The 15,399-nt window shown below is 56.2% G+C and carries 14 protein-coding genes and 1 pseudogene; 2 read left to right on the top strand and 13 right to left on the bottom strand.

What is annotated here, in order from left to right; translation table 11 throughout:
• Positions 1-127 precede the first annotated feature (127 nt).
• The 9 genes and pseudogenes from QFZ34_RS01690 to QFZ34_RS01650 form a co-directional block, all read right to left on the bottom strand.
• On the bottom strand, positions 128-436 hold the full coding sequence (locus QFZ34_RS01690) for a hypothetical protein (protein ID WP_307276059.1): 309 nt from the start codon (positions 434-436) through the stop codon (positions 128-130).
• Positions 437-689: 253 nt separating this feature from the next.
• Positions 690-1,571, bottom strand: coding sequence for a hypothetical protein (locus QFZ34_RS01685; RefSeq protein ID WP_307278820.1), 882 nt, complete (start codon positions 1,569-1,571; stop codon positions 690-692).
• A gap of 26 nt (positions 1,572-1,597) precedes the next feature.
• Entirely contained in the window at positions 1,598-4,261 is a 2,664-nt protein-coding gene (gene ligD, locus QFZ34_RS01680) for a DNA ligase D (protein WP_307276057.1), read from the bottom strand.
• Between the two features lie 58 nt (positions 4,262-4,319).
• Positions 4,320-4,628, bottom strand: coding sequence for a hypothetical protein (locus QFZ34_RS01675; protein ID WP_307276053.1), 309 nt, complete (start codon positions 4,626-4,628; stop codon positions 4,320-4,322).
• A 463-nt stretch (positions 4,629-5,091) separates the two neighbouring features.
• A pseudogene (locus QFZ34_RS01670) lies at positions 5,092-5,286 on the bottom strand (GNAT family N-acetyltransferase); the annotation flags it as partial.
• A gap of 30 nt (positions 5,287-5,316) precedes the next feature.
• Positions 5,317-5,544 carry a hypothetical protein gene (locus tag QFZ34_RS01665; RefSeq protein ID WP_307276050.1) on the bottom strand — a complete coding sequence of 76 codons (228 nt, stop codon included), beginning with the start codon at positions 5,542-5,544 and terminating at the stop codon, positions 5,317-5,319.
• Between the two features lie 170 nt (positions 5,545-5,714).
• Positions 5,715-7,016: a patatin-like phospholipase family protein gene (locus QFZ34_RS01660; protein WP_307276047.1), complete on the bottom strand. Its 1,302-nt coding sequence runs from the start codon at positions 7,014-7,016 to the stop codon at positions 5,715-5,717.
• Positions 7,017-7,079: 63 nt separating this feature from the next.
• A complete protein-coding gene (locus QFZ34_RS01655; protein ID WP_307276045.1) occupies positions 7,080-8,342 on the bottom strand; it encodes an MFS transporter in 1,263 nt (420 codons plus the stop codon).
• Positions 8,343-8,869: 527 nt separating this feature from the next.
• Complete coding sequence (locus tag QFZ34_RS01650; protein ID WP_307276041.1) at positions 8,870-9,355, bottom strand: MarR family winged helix-turn-helix transcriptional regulator; 486 nt, start codon at positions 9,353-9,355, stop codon at positions 8,870-8,872.
• A gap of 47 nt (positions 9,356-9,402) precedes the next feature.
• Here QFZ34_RS01650 and QFZ34_RS01645 point away from each other — a divergent pair, with 47 nt between their 5' ends.
• Complete coding sequence (locus QFZ34_RS01645) at positions 9,403-10,905, top strand: FAD-dependent oxidoreductase (protein ID WP_307278819.1); 1,503 nt, start codon at positions 9,403-9,405, stop codon at positions 10,903-10,905.
• Positions 10,906-11,033: 128 nt separating this feature from the next.
• On the opposite strand, the gene QFZ34_RS01640 is transcribed toward QFZ34_RS01645, so the two are convergent.
• From QFZ34_RS01640 to QFZ34_RS01625, 4 genes are all read right to left on the bottom strand, one after another.
• Positions 11,034-11,969 (bottom strand): LysR family transcriptional regulator, encoded by a 936-nt coding sequence (locus QFZ34_RS01640; protein ID WP_307276038.1) that lies wholly within the window; start codon positions 11,967-11,969, stop codon positions 11,034-11,036.
• A gap of 266 nt (positions 11,970-12,235) precedes the next feature.
• On the bottom strand, positions 12,236-13,228 hold the full coding sequence (locus QFZ34_RS01635) for an alpha/beta fold hydrolase (RefSeq protein WP_307276036.1): 993 nt from the start codon (positions 13,226-13,228) through the stop codon (positions 12,236-12,238).
• A 12-nt stretch (positions 13,229-13,240) separates the two neighbouring features.
• Complete coding sequence (locus QFZ34_RS01630; protein WP_307276033.1) at positions 13,241-14,134, bottom strand: MBL fold metallo-hydrolase; 894 nt, start codon at positions 14,132-14,134, stop codon at positions 13,241-13,243.
• 470 nt (positions 14,135-14,604) lie between these two features.
• Entirely contained in the window at positions 14,605-15,048 is a 444-nt protein-coding gene (locus QFZ34_RS01625; RefSeq protein ID WP_307276031.1) for an Lrp/AsnC family transcriptional regulator, read from the bottom strand.
• A gap of 141 nt (positions 15,049-15,189) precedes the next feature.
• On the opposite strand from QFZ34_RS01625, the gene QFZ34_RS01620 reads away from it, so the two are divergent.
• Positions 15,190-15,399: Glu/Leu/Phe/Val dehydrogenase dimerization domain-containing protein (locus QFZ34_RS01620; protein WP_307276029.1), on the top strand; the 210-nt coding region annotated here is incomplete at its 3' end.

Below are 15,399 nucleotides of genomic sequence, written 5' to 3'. Positions count from 1 at the left end.
CGCTCGGCACCTTAAGCGCCGATTGCAAGGCGAATCGCGAACCCGGCGATAATCTCCGCGAGGTTTCTGGTGTCTGCAAACAGGCGCGGCAAGTCGGGCCTTCATTGGAAGTTTCTGGATTTGATTTTCAAATTATCAATATGAAGATCACAAGTACAGATATCCCGTTCCTGCACCGCGGGTTTGGGACTGTCGCGTTGATCCGGGCCGCCCCGTGCTTGACCTGGTCGCCACAACCGTGCGGAAGCGGGAAATCGCCAAGGCCGCCGTCCCCGTCACCAACGCTTGTCAGATCGGCAGATAAGTCCAATGGGCGCTGCGCTGCGCAACGCATATGACCGTCCTCGCCTTCCCGCTGGATACGGGCATTGGCCATTGTGCTCGCGGTAATGAGGATACGCCGCTGGCGCTCGAAGCGATGGCCAGACCACGGCATTGACGCCCGACTCCTCTTCCCGCGTCAGGAACATAACGCCTTTTGCCGATCCCGGCCGCTGACGCACTAGAATCAGATCAGCTGTCCGAAGCCACCTTCCGTCGCGTTGTTCCATTGCCCCGGCGTAAGGGACGATTCCACACGGCGACGTCTTTCAGGTGCGCCCGGAGGTAAGACTGGTGTGCGAGTAGTCCTCGGCGACCTCAATGCCCTCCGTCATCGTCTACCCGCTCCACGGTGTTACCAATCGAACCTAATCTTTTTGCCGTCGTTGCTGTACGCGCCGTTTCGATCTGGCTTTCTGCCGCGCCGTCCGCAGTTCCTCCAGATCCGGCACCCACCAGCCGCGAGCCACCTCCCGTTGGCCGGGGGGCATACGGGCTGGCCAGGTCGTGATCAATTCCTCAAGCGACCCTGGCCGCCAGGCAGCCCAGACATATTCCCCGTTTGATGTAGGGTAAAAATAGAACGACGTGACAGTTTCAGGGTCTGCCAACTCGCCATGCGTACCGGTGAAGATAACGACGCCCGCATGCGTTGCGATTGCGCGCCCGAATGGTGGCACGTCATCGACCGGGACGGGGTAACGTTTTCGGCGACGCTCACGCGTTTTTGCCGTTGCGGCTTCCTCTTCGCTGGTGCCTTTAAAAATCTCAAGCCGTGCCTTTCGAACAGCTGGCTCGTTACGCTCGGCGGCCGCCTCAATCGCTGGCCACCTTCGGCGCAAGTCATCCAGTGACCGGTAAGGGACTGTCCAGAGACGGCAATCAGCATCCCAGCGAGCCAGCGGGATTTCCCGGACTTCGGTGATGACTGTCCGTGAATAGGGCGTCCGGATCTGCAAACCGGACGGGGCAGCAACGAGATAGGGGCTTTTGATCGGATCAAAGGCAAAGTCGTCCCTGCCCTTTTCGTCGGCAAAGGCATCGAATTCCGCTTCCATCTGGGCCAACCAGCGTCCGATGCGCTTGCCGGCAGTGCGACCAGGCACGAACCAGGCGTTCAGCCTATCGCTCCATCTTGCGCGGGGAAACGACTCGCGAAACCGCTGAACCGTGATGCGATCATGAGGAAGGTCCGTCGTTGCTCCGACGGGTAGATCGGCTTTTCCACTGCTGGTCGTGTCTCTTTCCATGGCGCTATTGCCTGTGACCGCCATACCTACGCCGCCACCTTGCGAGATTTCGCCAGCCGTTTGATGGCTTGCTCCAGCGGTCTCTGCCCATCGCAGTAATCCTGCCAAGCGGTGCTTTTCTTCAACAGATCAGGCACCGTTCGGATCGTAAACCGCCTGGGATCGAGGCCGGCTTTCACCTGGCTCCAGTTGAGCGGCATCGATATTGTCGCTCCGGGACGGGTGCGCGGGGACAAGGGTGCGACGGCCGTCGCCATGCGGTCATTACGCAGATAATCAAGAAAGATGCGGCCTCCTCGCTGGTTCTTGGCCATCTTGATCAGATAACGATCCGGATTGTCGCGGGCCATGTCCTGGCAAACGTCGTGGGCAAAACCTTTCGCCTGGTGCCAGCTGAGCTTCTTGCCCTTGGGCACGGCCAAGGGCGTAACGACATGCAGGCCCTTGCCGCCAGTTGTCTTGCAGAAGCTGACAAGCCCCAAGTCCTCAAGACGGTCGCGGATTTCTCGCGCGGCTTCAACGACAATGGAGAATTCGACCTCCGGACCAGGATCGAGATCGAAGACAAGCCGTCCTGGCACTTCCGGTTGGTCGGGCTCGCAGTTCCACGGATGAAGTTCCACGCCGCCAATCTGGGCAATGGCCGCAAGGCCTTCGACACGATCAATTTGCAGATAGGGTTTTTTGTCGCCAAAGACCGTGACAAGCTCCACAAGGTTGGAGGTGCCGGGCATAGCATGGCGCTGGAAGAACTGCTCGCCCCCAATTCCATCGGGGGTGCGAATGATCGAGCAAGGCCGTCCCTTGATATGTTTGATCAGCCAAGCGCCGACAGCTTCATGATAACGGGCAAGATCCACTTTGGTAACCGGTTCACCGTCGCCGGCGTCTGTCCAGAGCGGCTTGTCCGGGCTGGAGATCATCACACCCATGACTTGCGCCTTTGCTCCCTTGCGGAAGCGATTGGACGGCGGCTTGGCGGTCTGCGGATCGGGCACCTCGTTTTCGACCGGAGACGCAGGTTCCTCAGCTTCCACCTCGTCAGCCGGTTTGTCTTCCCGAAGACCCTTGAACGCTGCCTGCCGGACCTGGCCCTCCCCTGTCCAGCCCGCAAATTCAATTTCGGCCACGAGTTCAGGTTTGAGCCAGACGATGTCAGACGATTTCTTTGGCGCATCGATGCCTGTGAACGGCGACCTTGAGGTCTCAAGCTTCTTCAGCTTCGGCAAAAGTGTCTCGACGATCTTTGCACCATAACCCGTGCCGACGCGGCCAACATAAACGAAATGGCTGCCGCGATTGATGCCGACGAGCAGCGAACGGAATTTGCCATTGGTCGTGGCATATGCGCCGATGACCACTTCATGGCCCCCACGGCATTTCGATTTCGCCCAGGTCTCGGTGCGGCCCGACCGGTAGGGTGCATCAGCCCGTTTGGAAACGATGCCCTCCAGAGAAAGCCGGCAGGCAGACTTCAGTACCGCATCGCCACCGGTCTCGAAGTGCTCGACGAAGCGGAGAAGCGGATCGCCGCCCAAATCCGATAATAAGTCCTCCAGCTTCGCCTTCCGCTCGGTCAAAGGCAGATCGCGAAGGTCTTTGCTCCCGGCAAAAAGCAAATCAAAGGCGAAAAAGACAAGTTCATCTGTCTTGCCTACCGACAGCGCTGCCTGCAAAGCGGCGAAATCGGGAGCGCCGTTTTCGTCAAGGGCGCAGATTTCACCGTCGATGATGCAGTCAGTCAGAGCAGAGGCTGACTGAGCGATTGCGGGCCACTTCGCGGTCCAGTCAAGGCCCTTCCGGGTCTTCAAGGTGACAGCGCCATTTTGTGCCCGCATCTGGATACGATAGCCGTCGAACTTGATTTCATGGATCCAGCCATCTGTCGATGGCGGGCGCGTCAAGGTTTTGCAAAGCTGCGGCGTGATGAAGTCCGGCATCGAGGATTTCGTCCTTTTCGCGACCGGTGCCTTCCTTGCTGGCCTGACGGCTATTTTTGTCCCTCCCTTGCGCTCTTCTGCTGCGAGACCCTGAGTGCTGTCCCAAACAGCATCCGCTTCGGCCGCGCCGCCTTGCAGCATGAAGGGCTTCGGCTTTCTTCCCTTGCCAGACGCAATCGCTTCCATTGTTCGGCCAGACGCCACGGATGTATCATTCTCCTCAAGTACCGCAGCGCCGTTTTCCTGGACCGAAAAGTCGTCGCGATGCTTGATCAGCAACCAATTTGTGCGTTTGCCGCCGTCGCGGTCATGTTTCATTCGAACGAGGACAAAACTGCCATGCAGCCGTTCGCCCTCAAGGGTGAACTTGAAATCGCCCTTGGCCAGCGCTTCTTCGGGTGTCTTTTTCCCTTCCGGCTCCCAGTAACCCCGATCCCAAAGCATAACTGTGCCACCCCCATATTGGCCTTTCGGGATGGTGCCTTCGAAATCCCCGTAATCGAGCGGGTGGTCCTCGACTTCGACGGCCAAACGCTTGTCGCCGGGATTGAGCGATGGGCCTTTCGTCACCGCCCAGGATTTGAACACGCCGTCGAGCTCAAGCCGCAGATCGTAGTGCAGCCGCGTGGCGTCATGTTTCTGAATCACAAAACGGCGACGGTTGGATGCCTTGACCTTTGCTTCGCCGCTCGGCTCGGCGGTTTTCCCGAAATCGCGCTTGGCGCGGTATGTCGAAAGATTGTTACCCATAATTGTTAGTCCTCATGCAAAGACAAACAGGCCCGGTTTTACGACGACCCACAAATAACTATTTGCCTGAAACCCGGATCGCCCCGGCCTCTCTGAGGCTGCGCTGAACGGCGGCGACCTGTTCGGCGGCGATATCCGTGGAGACCTCGATCTCGCCTCCAAGCGCCCCGTCCCGGCGAGCGCCGCCATCATGCTCAGCGTCACCGCCGGATGGTCCCGATCCAGCGGTATTCTCGTCGCTCGCCGGCTGGATAAAGATGTCCGGTCTGGAAATGCCGTGGCGCTCAACGAGATGTTCGACCGAAAGCTCGGCCGCTGCACGTGCCTCGAAAGTTCCCCGGATTGTTGTGGTGCTGTCGTCTGACATCAGATCCTCCTGTTTTATGTCACAGGAACAACGCCGCAAGGCCCCAGTGGTTGCGCTCTCGCAAGGCTTGACGCCAAGCGGCATCGTAAGAAAGTTTTTCTGTCGCGCTAGCCTTCTGAGTTTGAAAGTGAATGTAAACTCGTCGTTCCTCTGGCACCACCATTGGCATTGGCGGCACGGTTGGCCGCGAATGTGTAAGGCGCGACGCCTGTCGACAGCTCTGGGTTAAGTTCATCGTTTGTACAAAAGACAATCCCATCAGAAAACGTTCGTTTGAAAATGCCGATAACAGCGGATTTTCGGGCCTTTTGAATTGTAGCCCACATGTCTACAATCCCGATTAAAAGCGTGTTTGTCTTGCCCGTTAGGCACCGGCAGATGGTCTCGCCGAGGCGTTCCATCTTCGTTGCGCGGCTGAGCCGCGCATGACGCTCTAGGCCACAACTCGTGACCGAGTTGACGCTCAACGCGCCCGCCGCAGCATCGGGACGAGCGTCGGCGACGAACCGACCTGGATCGCGCCGAGCTGTTCGAAGCCGTAGCGTCGGTAGAAGGGAATGTTGCGCGGGTTCGAGGATTCAAGATAGGCTGGCGCGTGATCAAGATCGCACCGTGCAAGTGCGTACGCCATCAAGGCGTCACCGTGACCTTTTGACTGACCAAAAGCAACCGCTTGCGTCCCAATCTGTCAGAGGCGTTTCCCAAGATCGGCCCAGCGAAAAACTCGCAGATGGCAAAGCTTGCCAATAGAAAACCGATCGTCAAGCGGCGTGGCGCCAAAATGCCGGGCGTAAAATGGTAGAAGAGGCAGGATAAGACCTGCGCCGGCAGTATCCACGACAACGATCGCGAAAATGGGAAGGAGGCCGTTTCCACGCGCCTCTTCCGAGCGCGACTTATCAACTACATCTGTCATCCCAAATCTACCTTCATGTGCGTTATACACATATTAGGAGAGGCTGCCCCGTGTCAATAAACAAGTGTATTATACACTTTTTGAAGTTGCCACTTTAATCGACGGTGGATTGATGAGGCGCGATATGAGAGATTGACAAAGGTTAGCTCCGCGTTTCTCGATGACGAAAATCACCGCGCAACGGGCTGCAAAAGTTGCAACGGAAAGACTGGCATATGCTTCCACATTGCGCCGGAGATCGTCTGTTCGTAGCCGAGTCTGTACACGGCCTGCATGTAATTGCTGTCGAGCGGGTTAAGCATCGAATACGGAATCTGGACCTCGATTGACGCAACATGGAAACTTGCCCCCGTGCGTCGGGCATGGTTGTAAAGAGCAGTCAATTCGCTCTGAGCCTGAGCCTTCAGGAAGGTCGAGTATGCTCGACCGAGTGATGACACTGTCCTGTTTGGCGTGACATTGAACTCGGGAATGAGCGCGTTGTTGACGATCACGTACAGATGAACTTTTTGCTGAACGGGTCTCTTGGAAAAAAGCGCGTTTTCAACGAGAAGAGGTGGCGTCAGGATCTGAGACGTTGATCCTCCGTCGGAGTGCAATTCCTGAAACTGCCGCCCGTTTGACGTCGCCTGGATCATGACGGGGGGAAGGATGCCTGGGACACTTGCCGAGGCGACGATAACATCACGAAACAGCTTCAGGGCATCCGGATTCCCGCTTGCAGCAATGGCACCCATGTTCCAGATCACGCCGCGCTGAGTATCGAGGTTTGTCGTGAGAACAAGCAGCCGTCGCCCCTTGCGGTGTTCGGCAGCAATCTGGTGGAGGACATGGGGTGTGATGAAACGTTCGACATGACCTTTGAGCGGCCCGGGTTTGAGCAGGCTTGAGCCAAACACCCCGAAGGGACCGTTGAACGCGACAAGTTTCTGGGCGGCACCGCCCGTAAACAGATGTACCAGCGTCTTGTCGTAAGCACTTCCCAGGAAAGCGTATGGGGCAATCAAGGCGCCTGTGCTGACGCCGGTAACGACATCAAAAAGCGGACGCGTTTTCGTGGCAGTCCACCCCGCGAGTACGCCGACACCGAAAGCGCCGCTGCCGCCGCCACCGGAGATCATCAGTATATTTTTGTTTTCGGACTGGGTCTTGACCATCCAGTCGCGATGTCTTGCAAGCGCTTCGTTGCGTGGGGAATAGCGGTAGGTGCGGATTTCACCATATCCCGCGATCAAAGCATTATCCGCCTCAAGGGCGTCGAAAGCGCGCTCTTGACCGTGTGTGCATCCAGACAAAACCAACGCGATGGGCAAAATCGATATTAATGTCCGCATCGATCGCGTGATCACGAAGCGAACAGCCAGCGCCATTGCATAGATGCGAAAGAGGTCATCCTCCATGGCGGAACCCGTTGCTGTGTCTCCCGCCGACCGCATATCGTTACTGTTTGCCGATATATTTTGGCTTGTCATTTGGGTGGTTCTCTCGAGCCGAGTTAGGTTAGGAGCGCGGCTGTTGCAGCGGCGATCATATCTTTACAGGTTCGCCTGCCCCTCCGCCTCCGGATCAGTGAGGGGAAGTCTTTTCCAAGCGATTGCTGCGGCAATCGCAACGAAGGCAATGATCATGCCGGTCCAAACACCATAAAGTGCCTGGCCAATGAGGAAGCCGGCGATTACGGGAGAGACGGCCTCCGTAGCAGAAAGCAGCGACTGGGTCGTTCCCAGCACGATACCTTGACGTTCGCGCGGGGCATGAACGGAAAGCGCCGAGATGAAGGTAGGGCGCGCCAAGGCGTCACCGACACTCACGCAAAGGAGGGCGAAGACAATAACAGGAAGCGTCATCGCAAAGCCAACAGTGATGTAGCCGACCGCCACAATGGCACATATGAGCACGATCAGCCGACGCTCCGTGAAGTATCGCCCGAGCCATTGCAGCAGGAACAACTGGACAAGAATGTTAATCGCACCGTCGGCAGCCATTATGTAGCCGAGTTCGCGTGGCCCGAACGAATTGCCTTCACTGGTGAAGGTCGCCTGAAGATAGTTGGCGATCTGGGAGCCATACATACCATAAGCAAAGAAGTAGCAAAGCAGCACAATCACAAGCACACGGATCAAAGGAGAGCTGACGATCGACCTGAAAGAGACCTTGTCGACGGAGGCTTCATTTTCAGCCGGCTCATCGCAGCCATGGGATGCGGTCTGGCTGCCCTTGATCCAGATAGCAGTTACCAGGAGGCTGGCCGCCGAAAGCGCTATGGCGGCGTATATCGGAACGGCCAGCGAGATGCCGGACAAATAACCTGACAGGCCTGCTCCCACGATACCACCAAGTCCGACAGCGGCATTCAAAACGCCAATTGCCTGGCGCCGATTAGCTGCAGAACTGTGGTCTGCGGCATAAGCGGCGGCAGCGGTGAATGTCCCTCCCGTAAAGCCGAACAGCATGCGCGCCAACAGAACGGGAAACACCGCCGTGGCCAACGCGAGCAAAAGGAAGCTGGCAAAAGCAGCGCCTTGCGTTGCGAGCAGGATTTTTTTGCGTCCCAAGCGATCGGAAAGCTGGCCGATAAGAGGCGCGGCCACAAATTGGGTGAGCGCTTCGGTCGCGATCACCAGACCGAAAATAAGCGGCGTTCCACCCATTTGCTTGAGATAGAACGGTAAAATCGGCAAGGCAGCAGCAGCACTTGCTGCATAGAAGCTGACGCTGAGGAAGACCGGCAGCATCATGCGCCAATCAAGTTTTGGCGTTGTTTTATCATTCGCTACTTTAGATGCGTTGACGTTCATCTCGCGACTCCCTGCTGTAGACCGCACATGCGTCGCGGATGATCAATTCGCCGCACAGGCTTTGCCGCTACCTGTTGAATGTGTATTATGCACATAATATGAATTGCGGTGGCACGCAACATAAAAGTGTATAATACACATTTAAATCGACGCTTGTTCGTCAGGGCCTTGGGGAAACCGGCAGTTTGTATAGATCTTTCCGATCCGACCGTGGGGCGAGATAAGGGTGCCCCGAGGGCTGCGGCAGTGAGCCGGAGCGGGCCATTCGCGGACAATTACAATTTCTGAGGTCCGCTAGCAGCGCAGTGAATGCGCGCTGGAAGTGACAGTGCCTAGTAACTTTGCAAAATTGCGCCAATAGCGCTCGGCGACGGCAATTCGCCTGGGATGAGGACGGCAAAAAGAACCGCACCGTGTTCACTATCGCGCTCGATGTTGGTGGACGCGGGATCTGGGCGCAACACCAAGCGTTCGGTTATTTGCCTGGTATGATGGCAGTCGCCAGCGGGCGCTTCTACATCAGCCACCTATTTGTCGGTAGCCGGCCGCCCGCTCATGCCATCGGCGAATTTCCGCATAAGCCGGATCAGCTCATCAAAGTCCTCGCGCGGCCAATCCCGGAATAGGGCCAGGGCCATTTTTTCCCGCGCCACATCCACGGCGTCTGCCGCTTCCTTTCCCCGCGGTGTGATCACCGCCTCACGCACCCGCTTGTCGGTAGAGCCCGGGCGGCGCTCGACGAGTTCAAGCGCTTCAAGACGCGCAACCTGGCGGCTGACAGTTGTGTAGTCGCGTCCGACGCCCTCGGCCAGTTCGACAACGCCGATCGGTCCCCGCCGCTCAATCGTGACGAGAAGTGGAAAAAGCGCTCGCTCGAGTGTAAGGCCAGCCAGCTCCAGCAACCGCGCATCACGCTCAGGCCGGTTCATAAGGCTGGCGATGTCGATGAGCGAGCGGTGCAATTCGGGCAACTTTTTCTTGATATGTGTATTATACACTTTTTTTGTTGACAAGCCGAGGTCTCCTGATGATATGTGCATTATACACATTGGAGGTGACAATGGAAGACGAATACACTCTCGCAGTCCTGATCTGCGGTGCCGGCGCAGCCGGGCTTACACTTGCTATCGAGCTTGCGCGACGCGGTGTTCCGTTTCGGCTGATCGAGAAGACAGATCAACCCTTCTCCGGCTCGCGCGGGAAGGGCATCCAACCGCGAACCCAGGAAGTGTTCGAGGATCTGGGTATCCTTGACCGGGTTGTCGCGGCGGGAGGCACCTATCCCCGGATGCGCGAGTATCAGAACGATGGCACCTATACCGATAGGGACATCGCCGGGCAGGACGATCCGACGTCGGCTGAGCCTTATCACATCGCGCTGATGATCCCGCAGTTCCAGACGGAGCGGCTAATGCGGGAGCGGCTCGTGGAGCTCGGCCATCAGGTTGAATTTGGGTACGAACTTGCGGGCTTCGAGCAGGATGAGCATAGTGTAACCGCACGTCTGATCGGCCCTGCCGGCGAAGAGGTCGTGCACAGCCGCTACCTCATTGGAGCTGACGGCGGCCGCAGCTTTGTTCGCGATACCCTCGGCATCGATTTTCCGGGTAAGACGCTCGGCGTTCGGGCAATGGTGGCGGATGCCGCGCTGACCGGTCTCGACCGCGAGGTCTGGCACCAGTTCAACAACGGCAACATGGAGCGTATGCTCTCGATTTGCCCGCTCGCCGGAACTGATCTTTTCCAGATCCAGGCAGCCATGCCGCGGGACGGCGAGGCCGATCTGTCTATTGAGGGGATTGAAGCAATGATCCTCGAAAGAACCGCGCGTAATGACGTGAAGCTCCAGTCAGTGGCTTGGGCTTCTGCTTACTCCATGAATGCGCGGCTTGCCGATCGTTACAAAATTGGTCGCGTACTCCTTGTCGGCGACGCTGCCCATATCCATCCGCCGACCGGCGGCCAGGGCCTAAACACGAGCATTCAGGACGCCTATAATTTGGGATGGAAGCTGGCGGCGGTGATCACCGGCGCTCCGGATCGCCTGCTCGACAGCTACGAAAGCGAGCGGCGCCCGGTCGCGGAATCGATGCTCGGGCTTGCCGCTGGCCTTCTCGAGGCCGCTAAGCGAGGGGAGATGCGGCGCGGCCGCGAAGTGCACCAGCTCGACATCGGATATCCGGGCTCGCCGCTTACACTCAGCACATCCGGATGCGTGAGAGCTCTGCTTGCCGGAGATCGCGCTCCCGACGCTCCGCTTCGTGGTGCGGCCGGATGTTCCCGGCGCCTGTTTGACTTGTTTACCGGTCCGCACTGGTCGCTCATCGGTTTTGAGACCGAGCGCGATATCATCAAGGGGCGAAAAGATCTGCACATTCACCGGATCGGAGCGGGCTGCGAGCTAAAGGATGTGGATGGTCATTTCCGCGATGCCTACGAACTGATACCCGGCGAATGGGTGCTCGTCCGGCCTGATGGCTATGTCGCTACGATCGTAACCCCAGATGAAGCCTCCGTGCTCCAGGCATTCTTCGCGGAGGTGGGGCTGACGGGTATCCAATGATTATACCACTGAGTGTGTCGGAAGACCGTGGCGAACTTCGGCCCGACGAGAGCTGACAGATGCTTTCGAGTGGATTCGATCGTTTGTTGGGATTTACCATCAGGAATTTACGGCTGATAAGCTGTGCTTCAGCCGAAGTTTTCGACCAGCGGTCCAATTTGATCGCGAAGCCATTTGGCAGCGGGCTCCCGATCGGAATGAGCAGACCAGACCATGGCGATCGGGCTGACCTCCAGATCCAAAGGCACGGGACTTTCCGTTAGGCCAAAAATCTTTGCATAGCGCTGTATGATCCGGGTCGGCAGCGTGGCGACGAGCGGGGTCTTTGTTACTGCACTCAGAACTGTCAAGAATTCCGGCGCGGCCATCGTAACGTCTAATCTCACATCGAGCTTTTCGAGGGCAGTGTCGAGGCATCCCTCGATGGCATCTTTTTGCGAAACAAGCGCATGTTGAAGGCGAAGATAGGTAGCTCTATCCAGCGGACTTTCGAGAGGCAGAAGATCTTTATTGTAGCAGCACATTAATGACTGCTCAAAAAGCAACCGACGCCGATGCCGGCTGCCGCCCTCGTCATAGCATCCTACCCCCAAATCGATTATACCGTCGTCGAGCATGCGATGAATCTGATCTGGATTGGCCGGACGAGCGAGAAGCTTAATACCCGGCGCCGTTTCTCTCAAGACCGCGACCAAGTCCGGCATCAAAATAACTTCGAGCTCACTGGAGAAGCCAATCTTGAATGTGCGAGTTTCACTCAAGGGGTCAAACTCGTCCTTTGAGATAAGTGCCTGGTGCGCCTGCGAGAGAATTTGCTGAATGGGAACGGAAAGTGTGTGCGCCCTGGGGGTCGGCTGCATGACTTGTCCGACCCTGACGAACAACTCGTCCTGAAACAGAAGCCGCAGGGTAGCCAAATTATGGCTCATGGCAGGCTGCTGTAACTTCAGCCGCGAGGCCGCCTGCGTCACGTTTCGGTCTCGCATGAGAGCATCGAACGCGACTAACAGGTTGAGATCGAATGACCACAAATTGAAATGATCAATAGTTGCTGTGTTGCTCATCGAGCTAATCATTGCATATTTGCCACGTAAGATCCACCTGGAGTTGTTCGTTTATTCCAGCGAGACACCCCAACAAGCATGCCGACGTCTGCGCATCTCCGCCCGCCTGAAGAATCTGGAGGGTCGCGCACTTCTTGCCTTTGGACATTCAACCAGTCGCCGATGCAAGAACAAGAGAGGCCTTTCATTTTCTATGCATTTGATCTCAGCGCCATCTCTCAATAGGGCTGCATCCACGTGCCGGATGGCTGGCCGCTGTTGGCATTTTATCCGGGCGAAAATTCTTCACCGTAGAAATCGCGGATTGATTTGAAGGCCAAGAGCCGGTTCTTTTCCATCAGCGCGAGATGGGTGGATTCACCAATTTCGACCCACAGACGGTATTGCGCTGAACGAAGTTCTTTGAAGTAGGCGAGTGCGAGATCAATCGTAACATCGATATCCCATTCGCCGTGCACGAGCAATGTCGGAGCAGTAATGTCCGAAGGTTGATAATACGGTTTTCCCGATCGCCAGTAGTCGCGGATATCCTGAATTGGTCCGTTTGTCGCACGAAGTTTATTGGGTGCCCTTTCCGCGCTCCACGGATCTTCGGCGAGCGAGAACTGTGCCCACTGCTCAAACCAGCCTTCCGGCACCAGGCCGTCCCGAGCCTGCTCCGGTGCCGTGCTCAGCCAGCGCGCCTTGCTGTCCAAGACCGGAACAAGTCGGTAGGAATCCAGATGGCCGCCACCATCAATTGGTATCGGTTTATCGCTCAGCCATTGCGGAGCCAATAACGCTAACTTAACGACCTTGTCTTGGTTGCGGGCAGCGAAAGCGCCAGCGACTGTTCCGCCCCATGACATTCCGAATATATTCACCTTGGTCAACCCGCGGTGTTTGAGAACGAAGTTCACAGCCGCAGTAAAGTCGGCCACGCCCGTGTCAGTATTGACGAGAGGAGGGTTCAGATTAGCCTCCACTTCCATTGCTTCCGGTTTCGTGGACAAACCGTAGCCCCTTACGTCAACGGCGAAAACATCATATCCGGCAGTGGCAAGATAGTCCATGAATGAGAGCCCACTCAGCGGAACGTCGTATAGGCTTCCTGACGAGAAAGTTGCGCCGTGCACCATCACGATTGTTTTCTCGGCCGTGAAAACCTCATGACCATTAAGTCGCTTGTTGCGTACGTACAAATCAATTCCAGGAGTATCGCTGGGGATGCGATGTTCGCTGAAAACAATTACGCTGTTATTGATTGAGGTAGAACTCATGTCTTTCTCCGCTTATTCGTAGGTCCACTGGAAGGCTTCACCGTTGCGTTGCACGCGGCCGGCAGAGCTACCTGGAAAATGGGTTGCAAAATAAAGGACGTTGTTGTCGGCAACATATTCGAGGACACGTCTCCGCGCTTTCCTTGCGTCATCGGGAAATTCGCAGAACACAGTGTTCCATTCCGGCCGCAAAACCTGGACCGGATGGTGCATGACGTCACCGGCAAAGATAGCTACTTCGCCGTTTGATGACATTTTAATCGACATGTGGCCGATGCTGTGACCGGTCGTGGGGATAAACTCAAAAATATCCAGGAACTTACCGCCCTCCGGCGCAATCCGGTCGACTAATCCCGCTTCGATGACTGGCAGCACACTGTCTTCATAGACGCCACGGCTAGGAATATTGGCCTCGTTATGGCTCGCCGTACTAGAATAGTACTGCTCTTCGGCCAACGGAAACACGTATCGCGCGTTCGGAAAAGTAGGTACCCACCTGCCATTGCGCCAAACGGTGTTCCAGCCTGCATGATCGACATGGAGGTGTGTATTGAAAACATAGTCAACGTCCTCCGGCGCGATGCCCGCCGCCTGTAGGCGCTCGATGTATTCTATGGACTGACGATGGAACATCGGATTGAGTGGCCGTTCCTTGTCATTGCCGGAACCTGTGTCTACAAGAATGACGTGTTCGGGAGTCCTAATAAGCCAGGTGTGAATGCTCAGCGGAACTTCGGATCCGGAGTCTTCTAGATCCGCAGCGTCCAGAAACGCCGCGATGTCGTCAAATTGACCTGGCGCGGCTGTTGGATAGAGAAAAGCAGGAGCAACGTTTCGCAGCAGCTGCTCTGTTATTTTCACAATCGTGCTATCGCCAACGCGATATTCTTTCACATGATCGCTCATCGAACTGGATCCTCTTGGAATTATTGCAGAGGCCCTTACTCAGTGGGCCGATATGCTGAAACTCTACGATCCGTACATGAAACGATCAAATCGATGGATGGCATAGTTGCTATCGATAATTTCAATTCACCGTGAAATCTTTGGTGTGGTCCGTGCGATGTCACTAAAAGCAATAAAGGTGTTTATTTGAGGCACCATCGCCAGCGGAGCCGGGTATCAAACATCATTGGAAATACTGCAATGCGACGGCCAACACCGTCCCCAAAGAACGGCAAATGTCCTCGTCGCCCGGGAGCTCGTGTATGATATCGTCGGAAATTGCCCGAGCCCTGGTCAGAGCCGGTAAGCGCCAACGGCCCGCTGCAGATGGATATGCATGGTCCGTTCTCCACAGGAGGAGCGTGACGTCAATGAACCTGTGCGCCTTACGCGCAAGCTGGACGTCGCGATAAAGGAAGAACGAAAGTCACTTAGGAGTCACGATCGGTCATCAGCGGACCACGCTCCAGATAGGTACCCAGAGCCACGTAGGTTTTAACGCTTTTAAAGCCTTCAAGGCGGTGGAACATCCCAAGAAGGTCTTCAAGTGTCGAGGGGCTTTCCGTTCTTACCTTCAGAATCATTGCTGTGTCGCCCGCGACGGTATGGATTTCTTCGATCTCGCTGAAAGTTCTCATTTCCAGTACTTTGCGTGTTGTATCCCAGTTGCTAGTCTCCAGATGCACGAAAGCGAGAAGATTCCTGCCGATTTTCGGTCCGTCAAGCAAGGCAACTGTTGCACGGATAAAACCATCTCTTTTGAGGCGTTTCACCCGCTCATGAACGGCGGGCGGCGATAAATGAATCTCATCGCCCAGCTCCGCGTAGCTTAACTCCGCGTTTTGAGCCAGAAGACCTAACAATTTTCGGTCCATTGCGTCCAACCCGTCCTCAGGTTGCCGCTTTCGCCGAACGTTTTTCGTATCTTTACCCAATTCCTTGCTCCCTCGAGATCTACCGAATAATATTACGTTAAGATCCCACATTATCAAATTTTGTACTGCAAAGGAGCAAGTATGGACATCGCAGCACACCCGGATTTCGATGAGCATGAGATGGTTGTGTTTTGCACAGATAAAGCCACACGTCTTCGCGCATTTATCGCTGTCCACAACACGAGTCTCGGTCCCGGTATGGGTGGATGTCGGATGAGAGCCTATGAGAACGATGCGGAAGCCTTAAGCGATGTCCTTCGACTCTCGCGGGGAATGAGCTATAAATATGCT

The organism is Phyllobacterium ifriqiyense, assembly GCF_030817885.1.
Lineage (GTDB): Bacteria > Pseudomonadota > Alphaproteobacteria > Rhizobiales > Rhizobiaceae > Phyllobacterium > Phyllobacterium ifriqiyense.
Note: the sequence above shows the minus strand (reverse complement) of the source record. Positions and strands in the feature narration are given on the sequence as shown.

What these genes read in the sequence shown, in the direction of transcription:
- QFZ34_RS01690 (WP_307276059.1), bottom strand. Translation starts at nt 436, where the DNA reads ATGCCGTGGTCTGGCCATCGCTTCGAGCGCCAGCGGCGTATCCTCATT.
- QFZ34_RS01685 (WP_307278820.1), bottom strand. Translation starts at nt 1,571, where the DNA reads ATGGAAAGAGACACGACCAGCAGTGGAAAAGCCGATCTACCCGTCGGA.
- ligD (WP_307276057.1), bottom strand. Translation starts at nt 4,261, where the DNA reads ATGGGTAACAATCTTTCGACATACCGCGCCAAGCGCGATTTCGGGAAA.
- QFZ34_RS01675 (WP_307276053.1), bottom strand. Translation starts at nt 4,628, where the DNA reads ATGTCAGACGACAGCACCACAACAATCCGGGGAACTTTCGAGGCACGT.
- QFZ34_RS01665 (WP_307276050.1), bottom strand. Translation starts at nt 5,544, where the DNA reads ATGACAGATGTAGTTGATAAGTCGCGCTCGGAAGAGGCGCGTGGAAAC.
- QFZ34_RS01660 (WP_307276047.1), bottom strand. Translation starts at nt 7,016, where the DNA reads ATGACAAGCCAAAATATATCGGCAAACAGTAACGATATGCGGTCGGCG.
- QFZ34_RS01655 (WP_307276045.1), bottom strand. Translation starts at nt 8,342, where the DNA reads ATGAACGTCAACGCATCTAAAGTAGCGAATGATAAAACAACGCCAAAA.
- QFZ34_RS01645 (WP_307278819.1), top strand. Translation starts at nt 9,403, where the DNA reads ATGGAAGACGAATACACTCTCGCAGTCCTGATCTGCGGTGCCGGCGCA.
- QFZ34_RS01640 (WP_307276038.1), bottom strand. Translation starts at nt 11,969, where the DNA reads ATGAGCAACACAGCAACTATTGATCATTTCAATTTGTGGTCATTCGAT.
- QFZ34_RS01635 (WP_307276036.1), bottom strand. Translation starts at nt 13,228, where the DNA reads ATGAGTTCTACCTCAATCAATAACAGCGTAATTGTTTTCAGCGAACAT.
- QFZ34_RS01630 (WP_307276033.1), bottom strand. Translation starts at nt 14,134, where the DNA reads ATGAGCGATCATGTGAAAGAATATCGCGTTGGCGATAGCACGATTGTG.
- QFZ34_RS01625 (WP_307276031.1), bottom strand. Translation starts at nt 15,048, where the DNA reads ATGGACCGAAAATTGTTAGGTCTTCTGGCTCAAAACGCGGAGTTAAGC.